Origin of the sequence: Clostridium sp. AF32-12BH, assembly GCF_003477935.1 — a bacterium.
GTDB lineage: Bacteria > Bacillota > Clostridia > Lachnospirales > Lachnospiraceae > Brotaphodocola.
In genome coordinates this window covers 187053-210309 of record NZ_QUEH01000004.1, presented here as the reverse complement: position 1 = coordinate 210309, position 23257 = coordinate 187053, and the positions used below count along the sequence as shown (strand labels likewise).

21 protein-coding genes and 1 riboswitch are annotated in these 23257 nt (G+C 47.3%); of the genes, 9 read left to right on the top strand and 12 right to left on the bottom strand.

Annotated elements, in window-relative coordinates; translation table 11 throughout:
- Positions 1 to 8 precede the first annotated feature (8 nt).
- From DWZ40_RS05625 to DWZ40_RS05585, 9 genes are all read right to left on the bottom strand, one after another.
- Positions 9 to 284, bottom strand: a complete 276-nt coding sequence (locus tag DWZ40_RS05625) for a PTS sugar transporter subunit IIB (RefSeq protein WP_118541558.1) — start codon at positions 282 to 284, stop codon at positions 9 to 11.
- Positions 284 to 766, bottom strand: a complete 483-nt coding sequence (locus DWZ40_RS05620; protein ID WP_118541556.1) for a PTS sugar transporter subunit IIA — start codon at positions 764 to 766, stop codon at positions 284 to 286. Before DWZ40_RS05620 ends, DWZ40_RS05625 begins: the two co-directional genes overlap by 1 nt.
- A 262-nt stretch (positions 767 to 1028) precedes the next feature.
- A complete protein-coding gene (locus DWZ40_RS05615; RefSeq protein ID WP_118541554.1) occupies positions 1029 to 2345 on the bottom strand; it encodes an aminotransferase class I/II-fold pyridoxal phosphate-dependent enzyme in 1317 nt (438 codons plus the stop codon).
- A gap of 195 nt (positions 2346 to 2540) precedes the next feature.
- Positions 2541 to 3977: an Asp-tRNA(Asn)/Glu-tRNA(Gln) amidotransferase subunit GatB gene (gene gatB / locus DWZ40_RS05610; RefSeq protein WP_118541552.1), complete on the bottom strand. Its 1437-nt coding sequence runs from the start codon at positions 3975 to 3977 to the stop codon at positions 2541 to 2543.
- A gap of 1 nt (position 3978) precedes the next feature.
- Complete coding sequence (gene gatA / locus DWZ40_RS05605) at positions 3979 to 5559, bottom strand: Asp-tRNA(Asn)/Glu-tRNA(Gln) amidotransferase subunit GatA (protein ID WP_118541550.1); 1581 nt, start codon at positions 5557 to 5559, stop codon at positions 3979 to 3981.
- A 14-nt stretch (positions 5560 to 5573) separates the two neighbouring features.
- Entirely contained in the window at positions 5574 to 5867 is a 294-nt protein-coding gene (gatC, locus tag DWZ40_RS05600) for an Asp-tRNA(Asn)/Glu-tRNA(Gln) amidotransferase subunit GatC (RefSeq protein ID WP_118541725.1), read from the bottom strand.
- Between the two features lie 154 nt (positions 5868 to 6021).
- On the bottom strand, positions 6022 to 7353 hold the full coding sequence (gene aspS / locus DWZ40_RS05595) for an aspartate--tRNA(Asn) ligase (protein WP_118541548.1): 1332 nt from the start codon (positions 7351 to 7353) through the stop codon (positions 6022 to 6024).
- A gap of 575 nt (positions 7354 to 7928) precedes the next feature.
- Complete coding sequence (locus DWZ40_RS05590; RefSeq protein WP_118541546.1) at positions 7929 to 8516, bottom strand: sigma-70 family RNA polymerase sigma factor; 588 nt, start codon at positions 8514 to 8516, stop codon at positions 7929 to 7931.
- 120 nt (positions 8517 to 8636) lie between these two features.
- Positions 8637 to 10001 (bottom strand): MATE family efflux transporter, encoded by a 1365-nt coding sequence (locus DWZ40_RS05585; RefSeq protein WP_118541544.1) that lies wholly within the window; start codon positions 9999 to 10001, stop codon positions 8637 to 8639.
- Between the two features lie 171 nt (positions 10002 to 10172).
- A riboswitch (glycine riboswitch) is annotated at positions 10173 to 10265 on the top strand.
- A 165-nt stretch (positions 10266 to 10430) separates the two neighbouring features.
- On the opposite strand from DWZ40_RS05585, the gene DWZ40_RS05580 reads away from it, so the two are divergent.
- A complete protein-coding gene (locus tag DWZ40_RS05580; protein ID WP_118541542.1) occupies positions 10431 to 11846 on the top strand; it encodes a sodium:alanine symporter family protein in 1416 nt (471 codons plus the stop codon).
- Positions 11847 to 12002: 156 nt separating this feature from the next.
- Here DWZ40_RS05580 and DWZ40_RS05575 read toward each other — a convergent pair whose 3' ends face one another.
- Positions 12003 to 12167 carry a toxin-antitoxin system protein gene (locus DWZ40_RS05575; protein WP_118541540.1) on the bottom strand — a complete coding sequence of 55 codons (165 nt, stop codon included), beginning with the start codon at positions 12165 to 12167 and terminating at the stop codon, positions 12003 to 12005.
- 138 nt (positions 12168 to 12305) lie between these two features.
- On the opposite strand from DWZ40_RS05575, the gene DWZ40_RS05570 reads away from it, so the two are divergent.
- The gene (locus tag DWZ40_RS05570; protein WP_118541538.1) at positions 12306 to 12620 is read left to right on the top strand and encodes a hypothetical protein; all 315 of its coding nucleotides are present in this window, start codon (positions 12306 to 12308) and stop codon (positions 12618 to 12620) included.
- A gap of 19 nt (positions 12621 to 12639) precedes the next feature.
- On the opposite strand, the gene DWZ40_RS05565 is transcribed toward DWZ40_RS05570, so the two are convergent.
- Positions 12640 to 14106: a DUF2812 domain-containing protein gene (locus DWZ40_RS05565; RefSeq protein ID WP_118541536.1), complete on the bottom strand. Its 1467-nt coding sequence runs from the start codon at positions 14104 to 14106 to the stop codon at positions 12640 to 12642.
- Positions 14107 to 14408: 302 nt separating this feature from the next.
- Here DWZ40_RS05565 and DWZ40_RS05560 point away from each other — a divergent pair, with 302 nt between their 5' ends.
- From DWZ40_RS05560 to phnE, 7 genes are all read left to right on the top strand, one after another.
- Positions 14409 to 15143 (top strand): LuxR C-terminal-related transcriptional regulator, encoded by a 735-nt coding sequence (locus tag DWZ40_RS05560; RefSeq protein ID WP_182431628.1) that lies wholly within the window; start codon positions 14409 to 14411, stop codon positions 15141 to 15143.
- Between the two features lie 291 nt (positions 15144 to 15434).
- Positions 15435 to 16202, top strand: coding sequence for a DUF169 domain-containing protein (locus tag DWZ40_RS05555; protein ID WP_118541532.1), 768 nt, complete (start codon positions 15435 to 15437; stop codon positions 16200 to 16202).
- 65 nt (positions 16203 to 16267) lie between these two features.
- Positions 16268 to 16606 carry a YhdT family protein gene (locus DWZ40_RS05550; protein WP_118541530.1) on the top strand — a complete coding sequence of 113 codons (339 nt, stop codon included), beginning with the start codon at positions 16268 to 16270 and terminating at the stop codon, positions 16604 to 16606.
- A gap of 12 nt (positions 16607 to 16618) precedes the next feature.
- Positions 16619 to 18106 carry a hypothetical protein gene (locus DWZ40_RS05545; protein WP_118541528.1) on the top strand — a complete coding sequence of 496 codons (1488 nt, stop codon included), beginning with the start codon at positions 16619 to 16621 and terminating at the stop codon, positions 18104 to 18106.
- A gap of 471 nt (positions 18107 to 18577) precedes the next feature.
- Entirely contained in the window at positions 18578 to 19702 is a 1125-nt protein-coding gene (locus tag DWZ40_RS05540) for a PhnD/SsuA/transferrin family substrate-binding protein (protein ID WP_118541526.1), read from the top strand.
- Between the two features lie 106 nt (positions 19703 to 19808).
- Positions 19809 to 20552 carry a phosphonate ABC transporter ATP-binding protein gene (gene phnC / locus DWZ40_RS05535; protein ID WP_118541524.1) on the top strand — a complete coding sequence of 248 codons (744 nt, stop codon included), beginning with the start codon at positions 19809 to 19811 and terminating at the stop codon, positions 20550 to 20552.
- 165 nt (positions 20553 to 20717) lie between these two features.
- Positions 20718 to 22286, top strand: coding sequence for a phosphonate ABC transporter, permease protein PhnE (gene phnE, locus DWZ40_RS05530; RefSeq protein WP_118541522.1), 1569 nt, complete (start codon positions 20718 to 20720; stop codon positions 22284 to 22286).
- Between the two features lie 249 nt (positions 22287 to 22535).
- Here the strand turns inward: phnE and DWZ40_RS05525 are convergent, their stop codons facing one another.
- Positions 22536 to 23234 (bottom strand): Crp/Fnr family transcriptional regulator, encoded by a 699-nt coding sequence (locus DWZ40_RS05525; RefSeq protein ID WP_118541520.1) that lies wholly within the window; start codon positions 23232 to 23234, stop codon positions 22536 to 22538.
- Between the last annotated feature and the right edge of the window lie 23 nt (positions 23235 to 23257).

Below are 23257 nucleotides of genomic sequence, written 5' to 3'. Positions count from 1 at the left end.
TCCTCCTGCTATTTGCAAAGTTCAATCAGTTTATTCAATTCATCTGCCTGTTTTACTCCGGTTAAAAATGCAATTCCATTAATTACCGGAACCGGATATTCCTTTGTCGTTTTTGTAATGGAAATATATGCCACACTGTCTCTTAATTCCGTATCCAGAGAACGAATGTTTACTGCTTTCACTGCTGCATCCACATGATTTTCTTTCAGAAGACGGTTTACCTTACTTGCTACTGCCTGGGAAGTTGCTACTCCACTCGCACATGCTACTACAATCTTTTTCATTATGAATCCTCCAATCCATCCATTGATATAATCAGTTTCCAATACTCCTCAACCGTGTTTGCATGGTCCAGTTTTTCCATCAGTTCTACCTTTTGCAGGTTATTGACCAGAATCTGTAAAAGTTCTATATGGCTTTCTCCTGCATCTGCTTCCTGGAAACCAAGCATAAATGCAAATTTCACCTGATGGATAATCTCATTTGCTGCCATTTCTCTCCATGGAATAGGATGTTTTAACCGAACACATGCAACAAAAGGCTTTACAATACATTTAGGATCTGTATGCGGAATTGCCACCGGATAAGGTTCAATCGGCAATGCCGTAGGATAATTTTTTTCCCGTTCCTTGATTGCTTCTAAAAATCCTGCACGAATATATCCAGCTTTTTCCAGCTTCTCTGCCAGGATAGAAAACACCTCATCTGTACTTTCTGCTTCCAGATCCAGTTGAACAAGTTCCTTATAAATAATGTCTCTATTCAATGTTCCAGCTCCTTATTCTCTATTTCAGAAACAGACTCTTGCGCGCTTACTGACCATTTCTTATACTTCCATTATACGTCTGCCTTTCTTTTTTTCAATGATACCTTGGGACATTCTTTGCACATGGCTGTGCTCATTCCTGTGAATGACAATCCGTTTGCACAACAGAGTTCTGTATTTCAGAAAAAAAATCCATGCTGCTTGCGTTCACACGCAAACGGCATGGATTTTTTCTTTTTTCTTTTCTATTTTTTAGAACACGTTATGCCTGCTCCGGTACTTTCTGCGCCTCTTCCCGGTCTTTCAGGATCTTATCAATACTTACGATCTTCGTACACAGCGCGAACAGGTCCATTGCCAGGATCAGATCACTCAGCGGTGGATAGGACGGTGCAATACGGATATTGGTGTCATGAGGATCCTTTCCATATGGATAGGTTGCTCCGGCACCGGTCATAACCAGACCGGCTTTCTTACAGCGCGCTACGATAGCCTTTGCACAACCATCCAGGGAATCGAAGGCGATAAAGTAGCCTCCCTTGGGCTTGGTCCATGTTCCGATACCAAGACCGCCAAGCTCACGCTCCAGGGTATCAATGACTGCCTCAAACTTCGGACGCAGGATATCCGCATGCTTGCGCATATGCTCTACCATGCCATGGATATCACCAAAGTAACGGACATGACGCAGCTGGTTTACCTTATCATGGCTGATGGTCTGGAATTTCAACTGCTTCTCAATATCCTCCAGGTTGTTGCGGGAGGTTGCGATGGCTGCAATACCGGAACCTGGGAAGCTGATTTTTGAGGTGGAAGCGAATTTGTAAACCATATCCGGGTTGCCGGCACGCTTACACTCTGCCAGGATCTCAATCAGGTGGTCCTGATCGTGATCGTATAAATGATGTACGCCATAAGCATTATCCCAGTAAATACGGAAATCCGGAGCGGCCGGTTTCAGTCTTGCAAAGCGGCGGACAGTCTCATCAGAATAACTGGTTCCGGTCGGATTGGAATACTTCGGCACGCACCAGATACCCTTAATGCTGTCATCCTCTGCCACAAGTTTTTCCACCATATCCATGTCCGGGCCATCCGGAGTCATCGGAACATTGATCATCTCAATGCCGAAATACTGGGTAATGGCAAAATGACGGTCATAACCCGGTACCGGGCAAAGGAACTTCACTTTATCTAATTTGCACCACGGAGTACATCCCATTACGCCGTGAGTCATGGAGCGGGATACGGTATCGAACATAACATTCAAGCTGGAATTGCCGTAAATGATGATGTAATCCGGAGCTACCTCCATCATGTCTCCGATCAGCTCTTTGGCTTCCTTGATTCCTGTCAGTCCACCGTAGTTACGGCAGTCGGTTCCGTCTTCACAGGTTAAGTCATCGCTGCTGCTTAATACATCCATCATTCCCATGGAAAGATCCAGCTGTTCTACACTTGGCTTACCTCTGGACATGTCCAGTCTTAAATCCTTTCCCTGAAACTCTTTGTACTGGACAGAAAGCTGCTTTCTGAGCTCCTGCAGTTCCTCTGTGCTCATCTCTGCATATGGCTGCATCTTCTTTTTCCTCCTCATCAGCTGTGTACTCCCTTTCTTCACCCAGGCGCTGACACCCGGTGTTCTTGGTTTGCATTCCATTCTACACGAAATATATCGGTATTACAATCGCATTTTTCACAAATTTAATAGAATATATATTCGATTTCTGTCTCTGATTTTCCTGCAAAGACATCTGAGTGAAAACTGTCTTTTTTACCGGGACATCCGTTCACGCACCAGCTGATTCACCACAGCCGGGTCTGCCTTGCCCTTCATGGCACGCATGGTCTGACCTACGATAAAGCCCATGGCTTTCTCTTTTCCTGCCTTAAAATCTGCAACGGACTGCGGGTTCTTCTCTAACAGCTCCTCGATGGTCTTTGTCAATGCACCGGTATCATTTACCACCTTTAAGCCGTGTTCCTCGACATAGCGCTCCGGATCCACATCTTCCTTAAACACAGCCTCGAACACATCCTTCGCAACCGTACGGTTAATAACGTTCTTCTCTATCAGGCTGATGAGCTTTGCCAGATTCTTCGGAGAGAACTTCATGTCTTCCGGCTCCTGCTCCTGCTCTTTTAACAGGCGCATAGCCTCTGTCATCAGCCAGTTGGAAACCTCCTTCGGCTTGCCGCACAGTGCTACCGTCTGTTCGAATACATCGGCCAGATGCTTGGATCCGGTCAGGATTTCCGCATCGTACTGTGGCAGTCCGTACTCACTCTCGTAGCGTGCCAGCTTCTCGGTGCGAAGCTCCGGCTGTGCAGCCTTCACACGCTCGATCCACTCATCCGAAATCCATACCGGAACCAGATCCGGGTCTGGGAAGTAACGGTAATCCTGCGCATCTTCCTTGGAACGCATCGCATGGGAGGATTCCTTGTTGTCATCCCAGCGGCGGGTTTCCTGAATGACCTTCTTGCCATCCTCGATCAACTCGATCTGGCGGGTACGCTCGCCCTCGATTGCACGGGCAATGGCCTTGAAGGAGTTTAAGTTTTTCATCTCAGTTCTGGTACCGAACTCCGGTGCGCCCACTTCGCGGACAGAGAGGTTGACATCCGCACGCATGGAGCCCTCCTGCAGCTTACAGTCGGAAGCGCCAAGGTACTGGATGATCAGGCGAAGTTTTTCCAGATAGGCAATGACCTCGTCAGCGCTGCGCATATCCGGCTCGGACACGATCTCAATTAACGGAACACCGCTTCGATTGTAATCAACCAGAGAGCAGTCTTCCCACTCATCATGGACCAGCTTTCCGGCATCCTCCTCCATGTGGATTTCGTGGATACCGATCTTTTTCTTACCTGCAGCGGTATCGATCTCGACCCAGCCGTCATGGCAGATTGGCAGATACAGCTGGGAGATCTGATAGTTCTGCGGGTTATCCGGGTAGAAATAGTTTTTCCGGTCGAATTTGCAGTACTGGTTGATGCCGCAGTTCGTAGCCAGTCCGACTGCCAGTGCGTACTCTACAACCTGCTTGTTTAAAACCGGAAGGGAACCCGGCATACCGGTGCAGACCGGGCAGGTATGGGTGTTTGGCGCACCGCCGAATGCGGTGGAACAGCCGCAGAAAATTTTGGTTTTGGTCGCCAGTTCTACGTGAACCTCCAGGCCAATGACGGTCTCATACTGTTTGCTCATGTTACTGCGCCTCCTTTTCTGCTGCTTTTGCTTCTGCCTGTTTTGATACGGCCGGCTCTCTGTCCAGCTTCGCTTCTGCCGCTTTCGCCATAACTGGCTCTCCATCCAGCTTTGCTTCTGCCTCTTTCGCCAGTTCCGGTGTTTCGTAGCTTCTGCTGCACTCATACGCATAACCGGCGCGGATGATGTTCTTTTCCTTGAAGCAGTCTCCGATCAGCTGCAGACCGATCGGCAGTCCCTTGGAATCTTTTCCGCAGGGAACGGTCATGCCAGGAAGTCCTGCCAGGTTTACGGAAATGGTATAGATATCACCCAGATACATCTGAAGCGGATCACTTAAGGACTCGCCTAACTTCGGTGCGGTGGTCGGTGCCGCCGGTCCTAAAATGACATCGTATTTTTCAAAGGCCTGGTCAAAGGCTTTCTTGATGAGCGCCTTCGTGCGGAGTGCCTTTAAATAGTAAGCATCGTAATAGCCGCTGCTTAAAACGAAGGAACCAAGCATGATACGGCGTTTTACCTCCGGGCCAAAGCCCTCGGAACGGCTCTTTTTGTACATGTTGTGAAGACCCTCGTATTCCTTTGCACGGTGTCCGTATTTTACACCATCGAAACGGGATAAGTTGGAACTTGCCTCTGCGGAAGCGATGACATAATAAGCCGGAATGGCGTATTCTACCAGGCTTAAGTCAAACTCTTCGACAATAGCGCCCTTCTCTTCCAGAACCTTTGCTGCCTTTAAGATGGCATCCTTCACTTCCGGATCCAGGCCCTCGCCAAAGTAATCACGCGGGATGCCGATGCGCATGCCCTTTACATCGTCCACCAGGGCAGAGGTAAAATCGCAGTCCTCTCTTTTCATGGAAGTGCTGTCCTTCTTATCATAGGAAGAAATTGCTTCCAGGATCGTAGCACAGTCCGTCACATCCTTTGCGACCGGTCCGATCTGGTCCAGGGAAGAACCATAGGCAATCAGGCCATAACGGGAAACGGTTCCGTAGGTTGGCTTGATGCCGGTGACACCGCAGAAAGAACTCGGCTGGCGGATGGAACCACCGGTATCGGAGCCCAATGCGAAGAAGCACTCATTTGCTGCCACTGCCGCACAGGAACCACCGGAGGAACCGCCCGGCACATGTTCCGGGTTCCACGGGTTTTTCGTCTCGCCGTAAGCAGAAGTCTCGGTGGTGCTTCCCATGGCAAACTCATCCATGTTTGTCTTACCAAGAATGATAGCACCTGCTGCCTCCAGGTTTTTTACTGCCTCGGCCGTGTAAGTCGGCTTGAAGTTATCCAGAATTTTGGAACTGCAGGTTGTCAGCAGGCCCTCTGTACACATATTATCCTTAATAGCAATCGGAACACCGGCAAGCGGGCCGGTCAATGTTCCGTCTTCCATCTGCTTCTGCACTTCTCCGGCACGCTTTAACGCACCTTCCTCATCTACGGTCACATAACAATTTAATACCGGCTCCAGTGCCCTGATCTGCGCAAGGGCTGCCTTTGTGGCTTCCACTGCCGTGATCTCGCCGGATTTGATCTTTTTTCCAAGTTCTACCGCTGTTAAATCTAAGATACTCACGTCGTTTCCTCCCTTTATTCCACCGTCTTCGGAACCTTAAATGCTCCATCCTTCTGCTCCGGCGCATTCAGCAGGATCTTATCCCGCTCATCTCCATTGGTTACCACATCTTCCCGGAACACATTTGTCACCGGAAATACATGGGACATCGGCTCGACTCCGGTCGTATCCAGTTCGTTTAACTTGTCGATATAGTCTAACATCCGGCCCATATCCTGTTTTGCAGCCTCTTTTTCTTCGTCCGAGAGTTCCAGTTTTGCCAGAATTCCTACATATTCGATGGTTTCATCGCTGATGATATTTGCCATATTTTCAATCCTTTCCTGCCGGTTTCCAGGTTGCTCCGGCACTCTGTCTGTTCCTCCAACTGCCATGGCATTTTTCGTTTGCACCGGCACTGTCACAGAAACTTCCATTTCCATAGTGTTTTCGCAGTCTCACCGCTTCCTTTTTCCAAACTGATTACGGTTCCAGTCTGGTCACGTCACGCGGGAACAGTGAGGTTTCGCGCACGTTCTGCTCATCTAACAAACGCATGGTCAGACGCTCTAAGCCGATGCCAAGACCACCGTGCGGCGGCATGCCATATTTGAAGATCATCAGGTAATCCTTGATGTCTTCCGGGTCCATTCCGCGCTTTGCCATCTTCTCCAGGATCATCTGGTAATCGTGGATACGCTGACCTCCGGTGGTGATTTCCAGACCCTTATACAACAGGTCAAAGCTTAAGGTGAAACGCTCATCTGCCGGGTCATCCATGGCGTAAAACGGACGTTTTTTCGATGGATAATGGGTGACAAACACGAAATCGCTGTCGAACTCTTCCTTGAAATAACGGCCGATCAGCACTTCCTCCTCTGGCTCTAAGTCGAATGGGTTGCGGATCTTCCGGTTGTACTTTTCCGATACCAGCTGCTTTGCCTCGTCGAAACGTACCTGAGGGATCTGAGTGATGGATGGAAGGTCTACGCCAAGCATATCCAGCTCTTTTTTGTAATCTTTTTTCAACAACTCCATGGTGTATTTTAAGAATCCGGTCTCCATCGCCATGACATCTTCAAAGCTGTCGATGTAACCCATCTCAAAATCCAGTCCGATGTATTCGTTTAAATGACGGGTGGTGTTGTGCTTCTCGGCACGGAACACCGGAGCCACCTCAAATACGCGGTCAAACACGCCGACCATCATCTGTTTGTAGAACTGCGGGCTCTGTCCAAGCTCTGCTTTTTTGTTAAAATAGTTTAATTTAAAGACGTTTGCGCCGCCTTCCGCACCGCGGGATACGATCTTCGGGGTATGCACTTCGGTGAATCCCTGACTGGACAAAAACTCACGGAAACCGCGCACAATACCTTCCTGAACTTTGAATTTTGCACGTTCGCGGACATTTCTTAAGGATACCGGACGGAGACTTAAACGTGTCTCTAAGGAGGTATTCATCTTCCATTTGTTGATGGCGATCGGCATAACCTCGGACGGCTGGGACAATACCCGGATACCGGTAAGACGGAGTTCAAATCCCTGTGGGGCACGCTCTTCCAAAGCAACCACACCGGTCACTTCCACAGCGGATTCTTCCTTCAGTTCTTTTAGATCGAAGTCGGTTTTTCCTTCCTCATACACACACTGCACCAGACCTTCTGCCTTGCGCAAAATGACAAATGCAAACTCACCCATATCACGGATGTTGTGGACTGCACCGTTCATTTTTACGACCTTTCCGACATAATCTCCGCTTAAGATTTCGCTGATTCCGATGGTTTCCTTTTCCTTTACACCTGTTAAAAATTCCATGCTGTTCTCTCCTTACCTGAATGTGGTGGTTCTGTATTCCGGAAGGAATTTGGGGAAACTATCAGGAAATACACGTTGGTGAATTTCTGATATGTAACACAAAAAATCCCGTCGCGGAATACTGTTACATATTCCGGGACGGGACACTATGATTTTGTTATGTTCCGCGGTACCACCCGCATTGAGACCTGACTTTCTTTCCCCTTTGAACGAAAGCGGCTCCACTCTTTTAAGACACGTAACGTGTGTCCTACGGATACCCCTACGCACATGACTGGCAACTTGAACCGTTTAACAGTCTATGTCTTTCGAAATACCGGCTCCGGAGTGTTCCCTGTGAGCCAGAGTCCAACCTGACGGCGCTCTCAGTCGGTGACGCCCTCTTCCTGTCGAAGTCCTGCTGGCAAGAGTCTCCTTCACTGCCATTTGTTTGGTTTTCTTTCAGAAATGTTTCTCTGAAAATTGACATCATAATATCACAAGTTTTTCCGCTTGACAAGGCAGAAAAATATTTTTTTAATCGAATTATTTTTCAGTTTTGTAATTTCTATACAGCAACTGCTGCTTTCCTGAACTTATGAACAGATCCGCAGCATTTCCATTTTCTTTTCCACAAATTCGTCAAAAACATGCTGTTTCAGGCATATTTTCCGAATCTTTTTTCGAAGTCTCACGACCCGCATGGCAATGGCACTTTCCTTCACACGGTCTCTTTTTGCTATTTCCCGATAGGGAAGTTCCTGCAAAAAGACAAGACGGATCAGTTCCATTTCCCGGCTGTTAAAAAGACATAAAACAGCAGGTGCACAATTCTCCAGATCCATTTTTTCGATGACCGCAGTTTCCATTCGGCATACATGTATTTCCCGGTTAAGTACTGTCATTTCTGTCTTTTCCAGTTCTTCCAGCTGTTCCTGCCTCCGTTTTTCCTGCCGTATGGTATCGATCAGCCGGTTGACCAGACACGTTTTAAAATATTGTTTTGCCTGTTTTTCTGTCAGATTTTCAAAGATTTCCAGATGTTTTTCATTCGCGATAATGGCTACAACTGCATCATGAATGATGTCTTCCGCATGATATGGCAGCCCTGTATTTTTCAATTTCCGATATAAAAACCAATAGTAAAACTGCTTGTGTTTCTCATAAAATGTTCCAAGATCCATAAGTAAATATCCCCTCTGGCTCTATGCCATTTTCTGTTGAAAACACTATAACACGCAATATTTTCCAGAACCACAAAGGTGGCATATTCCGCTGTGTTTTTGACGAAATATGCCACCTTGTTACTGTTCAAGCGTGCTCAAAGCCTTCTTAAACTGCCGTCTGAATAAGAGTATCGTAAACGATACTGCCAGGAAATCTGCCACTGGTTCTGCTGTATAAACCGCCATAGTCTGATCGCTTACCAGTACATGCGGAAGAATGTAGATCAGCGGAAGTAAGAGAATAAACTTTCTGGTTACTGCCACAATGATGGATTCCTTAGCAAAACCAATGGAGGTAAAGGTCATCTGGCAGGCGATCTGAATGCCAAACATAAAGATGCAGCCCATATAAATACGAAGTGCGCGGGACGTAAAAGCAAGAAGCTCTGCATCCGCAGTAAACATCCCTGCAAAAGCCTGCGGAACCAGCTCCACAAACAGCCAGATCAGGACAGAATAGGTCAGGCTTACCTTTAACAGAAGCTTAAATGCGCCCTTTACACGGTCTGCATTCCGTGCACCGTAATTGTAGCTGATGATCGGCTGGGCACCCTGACCAAGTCCCTGCAGCGGAAGCATCGCAAACTGCATGGCACTGGTTAAGATCGTCATGGCACCTACTGCAATATCGCCGCCGTATTTTAACAAAGACGAGTTGAAGCAGACCGAGATCACACTCTCACTGGACTGCATAACGAAGGTCGCTGCACCCAGAGCCACACATGGCAGAATGATGGATGGATTCAGCCCCATTGTACTGAAACGGATCTTCAATCGTGTCTTTTTTCCGGTCAGAAATGCCAGAACCCAGATGGTAGAAACTGCCTGGGAAATGACAGTCGCGAGCGCGGCTCCGCGGACTCCCATGTGCATTCCAAAGATAAATACCGGGTCCAGAACAATGTTCGTAACCGCGCCGATGAGCACGGAAAGCATCCCGGTTTTTGCAAATCCCTGGGCCGTGATAAACATATTCATGCCGAGTGTCAGCTGCACAAAAATCGTTCCAAGGGAATACAGATTCATGTAACTGACTGCATAGTCAATCGTGTTTTCGCTGGCACCAAAAGCCAGAAGTAGCTTCCGGTTAAACAAAAACAGAATGGCGGTCAGGATCGCGGAAATTACCACCTGCAGCGTAAAACAGTTTCCAAGGATCTTCTCTGCCTGATCGTAATCCTGCTTTCCCATGTGGATGGAAGCACGCGGAGCGCCTCCGCTTCCCACCAATGCCGCAAATGCCGAAACGATCATGATCAGCGGCATGCAGACTCCGACTCCGGTCAGCGCCAGTGCGCCGGATTCTGGAATGTGACCGATGTAAATACGGTCTACAATGTTGTACAGCATGTTAATCAACTGTGCCGTAATGGTCGGAACCGCCAGAGAACGCAGCAGTTTTCCGATGGGCTCTGTCCCCAAAAAATCTTTTTCGTTGTTCATATGTTTTCCTCTTTCATGTAAGGGCCTAAATGCCCTGGAACCTCTATTATACACATTTCTTATAAGTATCTGCAAGCAGTACTTTATAAAATTGTATTTTTTCAAAGACTTTTCCTGTTTTTTGAAAATACACTTGCATTTCTAAAGCAAATCGTCTATGCTTCTTTGCAAGAAGCAAACTCTGGAGAGTCTCATGTATGGAGCGCCGAAGGTGTACAGCACGAAACGTGCCAATCTCTCAGGCAAAAGGACAGAGCACATGATGCAGCAATGCATCCGTCTTTCCACACTCTTTAGAGGGAGTTTTTCATCTGCAGTCACGCAGTTGGAATACTTCCTTTTTTGTTTACCAAAAACTGGTTTTCTTCCGGTTTTCTTCCCCCAGAGCTTCTATCAAACAAAACCCCTATGGGAGAAAGAGTGAGTATTATGTTAACTAATGTAAGTGCGTTTCTGAACTGGCTGGATGGCTTTGTGTGGGGCGTTCCCCTGATCGTCCTGATTCTGACAACCGGAATCTTCTTAACGATCCGCCTGCGCGGCATCCAGTTCCACAAGCTGGGCATGGCCTGTAAGTACATGTTCCAGAATGAAGGCGAAGGCCACGGTGAGGTCAGCAGCTTTGCAGCCCTGTGCACCGCCCTGTCCGCCACCATCGGTACCGGCAACATCGTCGGTGTCGCAACTGCCCTGGTCGCAGGCGGCGCAGGTGCCCTGTTCTGGATGTGGATCGCAGCCTTATTCGGTATGGCAACCAAATATTCCGAAGGTGTTCTCGCCATCAAATACCGTGTTGTTGATGAAAGCAGTCATGTACTCGGCGGACCATTCTACTATATCGAAAACGGAATGGGCAAAAACTGGCGCTGGCTCGGTAAGGTTTTCGCATTCTTCGGTGCCGGTGTCGGTCTCCTCGGAATCGGTACTTTCACCCAGGTAAACGGCATTACCGCTGCTGCCGGAGACTTTTTCGATAAAAACAATGTGCATGTGATCAACCTCTTCGGACATGATTACAGCATCGCTGTTGTCGTAACCGGCATCCTCTTAACCATCTGCGTGGCTCTGGTCGTGCTTGGCGGTATTCAGCGTATCGCAAGTGTTTCTTCTATTGTAGTACCGTTTATGGCAGTCTTCTACATTGCATCCTGCGTCGTTATTCTGGTTCTGAATGCTTCCCGCATTCCGGCTGCATTTGCCGAGATCATCCAGAGTGCATTCGGGCTCCGGGCAGCTGCTGGCGGTGCACTTGGTGCAGTTCTTGTTGCCATGCAAAAGGGAATCGCCCGCGGTATCTTTTCCAATGAAGCTGGACTCGGAAGCGCTCCGATCGCTGCCGCTGCCGCACAGACCAAAGAACCGGCCCGTCAGGGTCTGGTTACCATGACCGGAACCTTCATCGATACCATTATCGTGTGTACCATGACTGGTCTTTGCATCGTCCTGACCGGTTCCCACACCGTCGGACTGGAAGGTGTTGCCGTAACCACCCGCGCATTCCAGCAGGGACTTCCGATCCCGCCGCAGTTTTCCGCATTTCTCCTGATGATGTGCCTGATCTTCTTCGCATTTACCACCATCATCGGATGGAACTACTACGGGGAACGCTGTCTGGAATATTTGTCAAACGGAAGCCAGAAAGCAGTCATGGCTTACCGGTTCCTGTACATACTCGCGATCTTTATCGGACCGTTTATGACCGTAGAAGCCGTGTGGACCATCGCCGATATCTTCAATGCGCTGATGGCACTGCCGAACCTGATCGCACTGCTGGCACTCAGCGGTGTTGTTGTCGCTGAGACACGCGACTACTGGACGCGAATCCTTGGGGATAAAATCAAATAAACAATATTAACATATGACAAGGGTCGTGCGAGTTGCCGAAAGGCAACTCACACGACCCTATTAAAGTTAATCAAATTGTTATTGTTTATAATCGGGCAATATTTCTATTTCATCTTGCTATATCATAGTTTCGTTGTATAATAAAAACAGGCAAGCTCAAGACTTTGTTAATGCAGTCCTGCCTTGCCTGTTGATATATTCTTTCAACACCATATTGATATACTGACTAAACGACCGGTTATCCTCCTCTGCGTAATCTCTGATAATCTGAATAACGTCACTATCCAGTGTGATACTGACTTTTCCCTTTAACGGCCTCATTCCGTTATCCTCCTTCTTCTTTTGTATTGTTTACAGATTCTGTAAGCTTTTTTGACTATAGCATGTTGGAGGATTCGATATTGCTAAGTAGTATAAAGTATGATAAAGTAGGATAAATCCAGGAAGAAGGAAGAGACCATGAAACGAGATCCATCTGTAACCAATCATAAAAATTCAGAAAAATACAGTGACAAATTCCTGTCATGGGAGGAGCTTTTTGAAAAAGGAACGCTGCTGCGTAACACAATAAAACAGCTTTCCCTGACTCCCGGTGCTTTCTATTCTGTTACAAAATCCTGTACCGATGGAACTTTTCAGGCAGGCGATGTCATCACGCTAGAAGTAAACCATGACCTTTTCTGCCCCAAAACCGGGAAACGGATCACACCAGGACAGTGTACGAAAGAAAATATGGATTTTTTATGTGTGCCGGCCGGTGACGACATACATTAATACGTTTCTATTTACGTTTCTATTTCAAGGTCGTCTCCAGAAATCTCTGCACTGCTTCTTCCACTCCAGCCGAGTCTGTTCCACCGCCATAATCCAAAATTACCAGGCGGTTCTTATCGCTCAGGATGACTTCATCCAACGCAATATAATTCTCTGCGGCAGCCGCTTCTTCAGTCTTTATTGCGTCCTGTTCCTTCTGTAATTCCTGTGCAGTCCGCTCATCTGCCGCTATGACTTCTCCGCTTTTTGTGTCTGCACTTCTTGCATCTTCGCTTTCTGCCGCTAGATTCTTGACATTTTGATTCTCAGCACTTTGGTTTTCCGCATTCCCGTTTTCTGTCTCATTCCGTATATAATAACGATACCAGGAAACCTGCACCCCATCCGGCAACGTGCTCAATACCTCTGGCACCTCCAGTTCCCTGCAGTCCCAGAACTTTGTCAGATTTTTGGGATAATTCTGTCTGGTCTTTTGTATGATCCACGGAATCCGGCTTTTATAAACATTCACAACTACCGGATTTCCGGCTTTGTCTGCCTGAACCGTATTGCTCTGCCAGCTGGCAAATACCGTCTGCTTTACGTTTGTATTTTCTTCTTCATCCCCGATCAAATGCCCGGTCAGGGCTCCGGACAGCGGGACCAGGATCATGCAAAGCGCAGTCACTCCGACCAGATATCCGATCCAGTTTTCTCTCTGATCTCCGCTTCCATGTTTCCGGATCCAGCTTAATACCAAACATGCACTTCCGCACAGAATCAGGCTGGAGGTTAATACCGTCACAAGCAAGTGGACTGAAGTTGAAAAAGCCAGAATAAGGAAAAGGAGGATTATGCCAAACAGCAGAGCTGCCATACGCCTCTTGGACTTCATCCTGCGTTTCAGATCCATGACCGGAAGTTTTCCGCGTTCTCTTAACGCATGTTCACTGCTTCTTACCCAGCGAATCAGCTGCAGATAGGGAATGCCATAAGAAAGGATCAACAGCAGGCACACTGCACCGGAAAACAGGCTCCAAGGATCCGCCATCGTTTCTGCGGGATATCGCAGACCCTGATACAATAACCACCCCTGCAGCACTACGATCAGCGGATATAAGATCCGGGTCGACCAGCCAAATGCCAGCGTTTTCTGAATCAAAAACTGATTTGCATCGCTCATCTCTTCGGTTCGTTCCAATGTCTCATCCGTGGTATAAAAGATCTGCCAGTTGATGCCGCTGCACTGGAACTTCCATCCGGCAGCTTCGCAGCGCTCCCGGAATTTTCCGGCATCCCAGGAATCTGCACCGGTAAGCACAGAAGTCTTCGGTGCCAAAACCGCGGCATAACGACGTTTTTCCGGGTCTGCACAGTAACATTTCATGCCGCTCCCGCCAATGCTCTCCGGATACCATCCTTCCAGCGCCAGTTGTTCCAGATACTGCCGGAGCGCATCCGCTTCCCATACGGAAAATGTCCACCAGATATGTTTTGTCTGCTTCATCGTGCCGCCTCCTTTCCAATTTCCAATTACTTTCTTCTAATTTCATTATACAAAACATGCCCCCTTGCGCAAGAACGGCACACTTACTACTTCCTTACGCTTTCATTACACAAATGTCTTAATTTCCATTGTTTTTATTTTCTTGATAACGTTTTATTCGTAGATATGGAAAACTCGAACCAGACGCATTTTCAAAAGCAGAGAATTGTGTTATAATTGTATATAATACTGTACAATGAGATGGGGGATGTGGGGTTATGTTTCAGTCACTACTTAACTGCGAGTGGGTGTTCATTTCTCAAATGATATATCGAATCAATCAATGCAATTCTTACGATGAATTCAGCACTACCGTTCTTTCTAATCTGAAAGGACTTATTCACTTCTCGAAAGGCATTTCCTTTCAGGCTGTCCGTGAAAGCGGAAAAAACGTCCTGAAAAGTCCCAAAGGGCTGAATATCCTGAATGAGCCTACGAATGAAGATTTCTACCTGGAACGCAAATATAATCCGAAATGGACAGATTATTTTTCCGCACCATGGAGTAATGTATTCCGCTACTCCGAGATCAGTACTGCAGACGAATGGGAGAATTCCCTGATCTATCGTGAAGTCCTAAAACCACAGAACTTATATTACGGCCTTTATACTACTCTGGTTTACAACGACAATGCGCTTGGAGCTTTCGTACTCTGGCGTTCCAAAGAAGAGGGCGATTACAGCCAGCGTGATCTTTATATCATGGACTCTTTAAAAAATCATCTCGCCTTAAAGATGGCTATGCTAGCTTCGGATCCGCATTCCTGCACAGACTATCAAAAGTCTCAGGATCAACTTACTGCGTTTTCCAACCATTTTCACCTTACGAAACGAGAAACCGAAATTCTTCATTATATTGTTTCCGGAAAAAGCAATGAGGAAATCTGCCAGCTGGCATTCATCAGCCTTTCTACACTCAAAAAACATGTCTGCAACATTTACAAAAAGACCAATGTCCATAATACGACAAAGCTAATCAAGCTGTTTCATGAAGCTTAACATTGTCTTTTTCAAAAAACGGAGTAGCTTTTCCAGAAAGCTGCTCCATTTTTGTGAAAGCGTATTCTAGTTCAATTCGTTCATATTTTGTTAATTATTAGACGTATTTTTCTTCTCTTTTTTCATCTTTTTCTTCCTTTTTACTTCTTTTTCTTTCATTTTTCTACTCTTTTTTCTTTTTTTCAACAATAGCTCTTAGAAAATCACGCAAACAGCCCATATCATTTTGTTTATTATATTGCTAAAATATTATCAATAAGAAAATTCATTATTTACAAAAGGAGGATTTTTATGTTAAGTGCAAAAGCAAAAGAATTATTCGCTAAACTTGAATTGGACTATGAACCCATTGCTTTAAAGTATATGGCAGTCCGTCCAGAAGGAATTGAGCAGTCAAAAGATCATTTTGCATTCTGCGAGTATGTACGAGAAGCGCAAAAAGGAAAAACATTCTATATTTCAAAAGAGAACGATGCCTGCTACGGAAAGCTTGCACTCGGCATGATCGATCCGCCACCAGTTACTGCCAGTGGTCAGGCTGGTCAGGATTTCGAAATGTACCGCACAGCTTCCGGATGCCGGAAACTGTATCAGGAAATGCCTCGAATCATTCGCGGTACCGTTAATTATGTGGTCTTTTCTCCTGTAAAAGACTGTAATTTTGATCCGGATCTGATTATGTGCATCGCAGATGTGGAAAAAGCTGACATCATCATGCGTGCTACCAGCTATATTTCCGGTGATTTCTGGGAATCCAAATCCACTCCGGTAATCAGCTGTTCCTGGATGTATGCTTATCCAGTCATTTCAGGAAAAGTGAACCACATCACAACCGGTTTTTACCATGGATTAAAGAGAAGAAAAGCTTATCCGGCCGGTCTGCGTATGATTTCCATTCCTTTCCAGAAAATCGATGAGGTTGTTCAAGCACTCGATGAAATGCCGTGGACTGCCATTGCATTCCGGGAAGATGAAGAAAGTAAGGCAGAACTCAAACGCAGAATGGAACACTGGCAGGAAATGGCTCATGAATTAAACAGCACAGTGGATCTTAAGTAAAATATCAGCAAAATGTAAGCCATAACATAATTTGCACCTATATTTACATATGAGGGGGATTTCGTATGGAGGATAAGAAAAAAGCAGGGATTGATCCCAACAGCAGAGATTACAATTTCTCAGATATTGAGCCAGACGAGCGTTTTACACAAACCAGAAAAGAATTCTGGGTAACGCTTGGAACTTATCTTGGTTTTATGGTACTCATGATTGGTAATCTGTATCTGGTTGGAGATACTGACCCTGCAAATTATACCTATGTTCTTGGATTTCCGCTCTGGATATTCCTGGAAATCTGTATCCTGATTGGAATGGTTATTGCAGTACTCCTGGTTGTTACATTTGTATACCGGGATATGGAGGTTACTCCGCGGGGCAGCTTAAAACCACGTCAGAAAAAATAGGGGGAAAGAAGTATGGAGATATCAAGTTCAACTCGTATGGTCATTATTTTCGTTTTTGCTCTTTATACCATCCTGCTGTTAGGGTATAGTTTATACACCAGAAAAGCTATGAACGAAGGCAAAGGCGACTATATCAGCAAATTCTATACTGGTGGTCGTAACGGCGGTGTGCTGATGACTGCGATGATGGTATCCGCTGGTGTTGCCGGTGCCGGTGTTTTCATGGGCGTTCCCGGTTATACTTACACTTTTGGCGCTATCTGGATGGTCTGCTGTTTCTGGTCCATGTGTACCAACTTCATGGTACTCGGACTGATCGGCAAGCGTGTCGGTATTGTTGCACGCCGTACAAACTCTCAGACTTTCGTGGAATTACTGATGAATCGCTACAATAAAAACAAACTTGTCGGTGCGCTCTGTGGTCTCGTTGTTTTATTTTTCCTTGGAGCTTTTGCCGTATCTACCATTACTGGCGGTGGACGTATCTTCCAGATTCTGACTGGTCAGGACTATCGTATCGGTCTTGCAATCTTTACCGTCCTGGTAATCATTGCAGCAATCACCGGCGGTATTAAAGGTGTCGCATCTGCTATCGTAATCCAGGGTATTGTCATGACAATCTCTGTTATCGTCCTGTTCTTTATGGGCATTACCAGCACCGGCTTAAGTTATACCGGAACCATCCACGCACTACTCGATACCAACCCGGATTGGTTTGTTCCTACCAGTATCAAAACCGTAATTTCCTTCGCATTCTTATGGGGAATTACAACCTTTACCATGCCGCATGTTACCATGACTACCCTGACCTACAAAGATACCAACACACTGCATCGCGCAATTAAGATTGGTACCATTGTCGTAGCAATCTGGCTGATTGGTCTGAATGGTCTGTGTTTCACAGTTAAATACTTATTCCCGGAAGGAAGCCTTGCAACTCCGGATCTTGGTATCCCGACTCTTGCTGTAACCGTTATGCCTCCGTGGGCAGCCGGTCTGGTACTTGCAGGTGTCTGCGGTGCTGTTCAGTCTTCTGTCGGCGGTATGGTTGTATCTCTGGCCGGAACCCTGATCAGTGACCTGTATAAGAACCTGATCAATCCATCTGTAAAACCGGAAACTATCAAAAAACTGAACACCATTGGTATCGTTGTTATTTCCCTTGTTATTTTCATCTTTGCATGTGATCCACCGGAACTGCTTGCTTCCCTGATCACCTACGCAACCGGCGGCATGACCGTTGCGTTCTTCCATACAGTTCTTCTTGGACTCTTCTGGAAGCCGGCAAATGAATACGGTGCACTCGCAGGAATCATCAGTGGTATTGCACTTTACCTGCTGATCAACTCTGGTATCATTCCGATTTCTCTTGGATTTAACCCATGCCTGATGGCTACTTTCTTATCTACTGTCATCATGGTGATTGTTTCTCTGGTTACTCCAAAAACACCGTATGGAATCATTGCTACCTGGTTTGGCAAAGATTATCCAGAACAGTAATCTGCTAATGTAAATAAAATTTTCTGAAATCCAAAAAACAGTCAGAAGGAATCCTATTGCAGCCACTCGCAGCATATGTTTTTCTTCTGGCTGTTTTTCCTTGTCTTGCCATTTCCATTTTCCTGTGGTACAATCCTAATCGGTTAACGGAATGCAGTGTGAGGGGGAGCGCCCTGACACTACGATCAGAAAAATTACTGCGATGACGAAAACCAGATTGCGAGGGAGTCCGTGTTCCGGGCTGAGAGGATCCCAGAAAGGATCGACCGTCCCCCAGCTTGTACTCTGCCCAGATACAGGCTGTCAGCATTCTGTCTGAAAGTCATGTTCAGGCATGCTGCGGCATGCTTTTTTTGTACCTTTTCGAACCCTTTCAGCAGAATCCCGTAACTGCTGCAAACAGCAACCACATTTTTCACGGCAGCTACACGAAAATTTATTCTGCCCGAAACGGGCCATGGAGGTAGTATTATGAGAAAATTTGTTGTACCAGCTCTTTCCCTGGCGCTCTGCCTGGGTCTTATCACCGGTTGTTCTTCCAAGACGGATGCACCGGCTGCTTCTGAAGCAGCAGCTTCCGCAGATTCCTCTGCTGAAACTTCTTCCGATTCTTCTGCCGAAGCTTCCTCTGAGACAGAATCTGCCACAGAACCGAAGGCAGTAGATTCTTTAAAAATTGCCTTTTCTCCTTATGCCGATGCAGATACCATCACCACTGCCACCGAGCCGCTGGAGAATCTGTTAAAAGAAACGCTTCTGACCAAAGGCTACGATGTTGCTAACATTGACATGACTGTCGGTACCAGCTACACTGCGGTCGGCGAAGCATTGAGTGCAGGAAGTGCCGATATCGGTTTCATCTCCGGCGGCAACTATGTGCTGTTCTCCGATGACTGCGATGTACTTCTGACCGCACTGCGCTACGCCATCAACAAGGATTCCGAAGATCCGAAGGACTGGAATGACGGCACGATTGAGGAAAATACCGATAAAATGAGCACCTATTACCGATCCATTCTTCTGGCCGGACCAAGCGAAAAAGGTCAGGAGCTGCTTGCAAAAGTAAACAACGGCGAGGAACTGACCTGGGACGATTTAAACAGCGCAACCTGGGCTGTTATGGGACCGACCTCCGCATCCGGTTACATTTATCCGGCACTTTGGCTGCAGGAGCGTTACGGCAAGACCATTGCCGATCTTGACAATGCCGTTCAGTCTGACTCCTACACCACCTCCCTGTCACGTCTCGCTTCCGGCCAGGCTGATATCATGGTTTCCTATGGACACATCCGTACCAAATACGCAGCAGACTGGAAAGAAAAATTCGGCGGCACCGATGACATGGTGAACCAGACCGGCGTGATCGGTGTTACCGAGGGCATCTACAACGATATGATCGCCTACAGCAAAAACTCTGACCTGATGCAGGATGAAGATTTCCGCAAGGCACTTGGCGACTCCTTCATCGAAATTGCAAACACCGACGAAGGCAAGGACATCATCAGCGTATTCAGCCAGGTTGGTTATGAATGGGGCGACGATGCAAACTACGACGGCGAACGCGCTGCACAGGACCTCTTGAAATCCTTAAACTAAATGTTTCACGATATGCAAAGTCCGCACGGCACAGGCAGCTGCCCTGCCTGCGGATTTTTGCATTTGCCCCAAAATAATTTCGCACGAAACCACAGGCAGGTATTTTATGGAAATCGCACTCAAACACTTAGAAAAACAATTTCCAAACGGGACCACGGCCCTGAACAATGTAACTTTTACAGTTTTCCAGGGTGAATTTGTCTCTGTCATTGGCGCTTCCGGCGCCGGAAAAACCACGCTTTTCCGCATTTTAAACGGGATGGATACGGTAACATCCGGAACTCTTTTGTTCGACGGAAACGATGTTTCCACCATAACTAAGCGGGAGCAAAAGCAGATCCGGCGCTCCATTGGCACCATCTATCAGGATTTCTGTCTTGTAGAAAACTCCACCTGTCTGGCGAATGTCCTTACCGCCTGTCTTCCTGACATGAACCTTCTTTCTGCAGTGATCGGACTTTATTCCAGAGAGCAACAGAACGAAGCGCTCTCGCTTTTAAAGCGGGTCGGTCTTGAAGAAAAAGCAGAAGAACCTGTAAAAAACCTGTCCGGCGGACAGAAACAGCGGGTTGCCATTGCCCGTGCGCTGATGCGCCACCCGCTGCTACTTCTTGCCGATGAACCTGCCGCTTCCCTCGATCCGGTCACCGGCAGACAGATCCTGGAACTTTTAAAGGAAATCCAGCAGACAGAGGGTGTCACCGTTTTGATGAACAGCCACAACCTGGAATTTTCCCTGGAGTTTTCAGGTCGCATCATCGGCCTGAAAGACGGGACTGTTGCTTTCGACGGCCGGCCCGATGCGCTGGACAAAGAGATGCTGCAGCAAATCTATCAGGAACAAGAATAACATTCCTGTAAAAACGAGACATGAAAGAATCAGCAATTTCCTGCCGACGTTTTCCCGGTATGCAACACTGAAAAATACAGCCAAACTATATAGAAAGGGAAACGAACCGTTACCAGACACGTCCACGTGAACCATGAGAACAAACCGTTTCAGAGGAGAGCACCCATGACACTAAATCTTCATTACAAAAGAAAAACCATCTTCCGTATTCTGGGCTGGTCTCTCTTTCTTTTTGTCTTTTTTGCCGCCGCAGCCTTCACCGGCTGCGATCCGGCTTATTTTTTTGCACGCCGGAGTCACTTGGCTGATCTGGCTGCCGATATGATCCGTCCGGACCTTTCCTATCTTCCGAACATTGTTGTCCCGCTTTTTTACACGCTGCAGATGTCTGTGACCGGCACGATTCTCGGATCCGTTCTGGCACTGTTTGCAGCTCCGGCCGGTGCTGTATCCTTGCGTTTCCCGGCATTGTTCCGCCGTTTCACCCGCTTTGTGATCCAGGTTCTGCGTTCTTTCCCGGCACTTGTACTGGCACTGATTGCCACCTTTTTATTTGGACTCGGGACCTTTGCCGGAACCGCTGCGATCACGCTCTACACCTTTGCCATTATGACAAAACTCACTTACGAGGACGCAGACAGCACCAACTTAAGCGCTTACCTGGCACTCCGCTCCATGGGATGCAGCGCATTTCCGGCATTTTTTCACACAGTACTGCCGGAAATTCTCCCTTCTTACTTAACCAATGCCCTGTATCTTCTGGAAACCAACGTGCGGCACAGTTCCATTCTCGGCTATGTAGGCGCCGGAGGCATTGGTCTGATCTTAAATGAAAAGATTTCCTGGCGAGAATTTCATAAGGTCGGAGCCATTCTTCTGCTGCTTTTTCTCGCTGTATGTGTGATCGAAGCCATTAGCCGCGCGCTCTCCGGCCTGATCCGCAGAGAATTCCTGCTGCAGACCTCGTCCGGGCTGCATCGAAAACACCTGCTCCGCCTGTTTTCGCTTGCGCTCGTTGTGCTGTTTGTCTGCTGTCTGCTCACCCAGAACCCACCGGATTTTTCCCACACCAGTCCCGGAAGTCTGCAGCATATGCTGTCCGGTTTCCTTCATCCTGACTGGAGTTTCTTTTTTTCCACAAAAAAAGACGGTCTCTTCTATCTTTTGATCGAGACCGTCTGTATTTCCATTGTCGGAACCGGGATTGGCGCACTGATTGCAGCGCCGCTCGCATTTTTCGGCACACGGCGCTTTGCAACCGTGCCGGTAAGCGCGTTCTTTCAGGTTTTGGTGATCGCCATCCGATCGATTCCATTTCTGATCTATGGTTTGATTTTTATCCGCGTATCCGGTCCTGGCGCTTTCACCGGAGTCCTGACTCTGGCCATGTGCAGCATCGGTTTACTTACCAAACGCTTCACGGAATGTCTGGACGCACTGGACCTCGGTCCATACCGTGCACTCCTTGCCATGGGAAGCACACCGCTTGCAGCAATCCGTCATGCCATTCTTCCGCAGATTGCTCCGGTATTTGCTTCCGCGATCCTCTACCGGTTTGATGTGAACATCCGGGAAGCCTCTGTGCTGGGTCTGGTCGGCGCAGGCGGGATCGGTGCGCCGCTGATCTTCGCCATGAACAAATACAACTGGAGCCGGGCAGGCGCCATTCTCCTGGGACTCATTGTGCTTGTCTGGATCGTGGATAACGCATCTGGGAAGCTGGCACGGAAATAAGCATCGTCACTGTTTCTACATGCAGGAGATATAAACTACACAACCACAGAAACCAGTTCTGTCCTTCACAAGCTGTCATAGAAGCTGCTGCAATCATTGCTGCCAGTATCAGACCATATCTGTTTTTCTGCTCTTTTCTCATCATCATTCATATCCTTCTTTCTGGTATTTTTCAGGCTGTTTTTGCCGTTCTGCCTAATATACAGATGAAGAATCTAAAATGTTGCCGCGTAGGAAAGAAAATTTTCTCTAATAGCTGATATAATGATGTACCATCTCCCTGGCTCTCTTATACTCCTCCAGATTCATGGTAATTTTCCCTTTTTCCACAGAAATGACGCGGTCCTCTTCCAGCTTTTTGATCGTGCGGTTTAAGGTTTTCACGGTGATTCCGCACTCTTCATACAGCTGCTGACGGGTCTTCCTGATGACAATGTGACCTTTTTTCTCAATCTGCTCCATGGCTGCGGCACGCAGGACATAGTCCAGTAAGATAAACTGGGGCGGATAAAAGAGGCGTGCTCCCCGGTTGTACGAAGAACGGTAGAGTTTGTAGGCAATCTTGTGTGCCACCAGGCGCAAAAAATGGATATCTTTCGCAATCCAGTCTTCAAAGTCCTTCCGGCTGATGTAGAAGACGGTGGTCTCTGTCAGAGTTTCGATCGTCACGGAGGTTTTCGGCATTCCGGCCAGGATCGTTACTTCACCCACAAAATCGATCGGCTCGTTTTTCTCGATCATGAATACATTGCCATTCTGGAATTCGTTGATGACCCGGTGTTCCCCTTTTGCGATAATTCCGAAATATTCCAGCTCATAGTCCTTCTGATGGATGATCACGCCCGGCGCGTAGGTTTTGATCCAGTAACGGTGTTCCAGTTCTTTTGGCATGTATTTCAAATAGTTTTCCAGCTCTGGTACTTCTTTTCTCAGTTCTTCCAGTGTCATACTCTCCGCTCCCGTCCCTATGT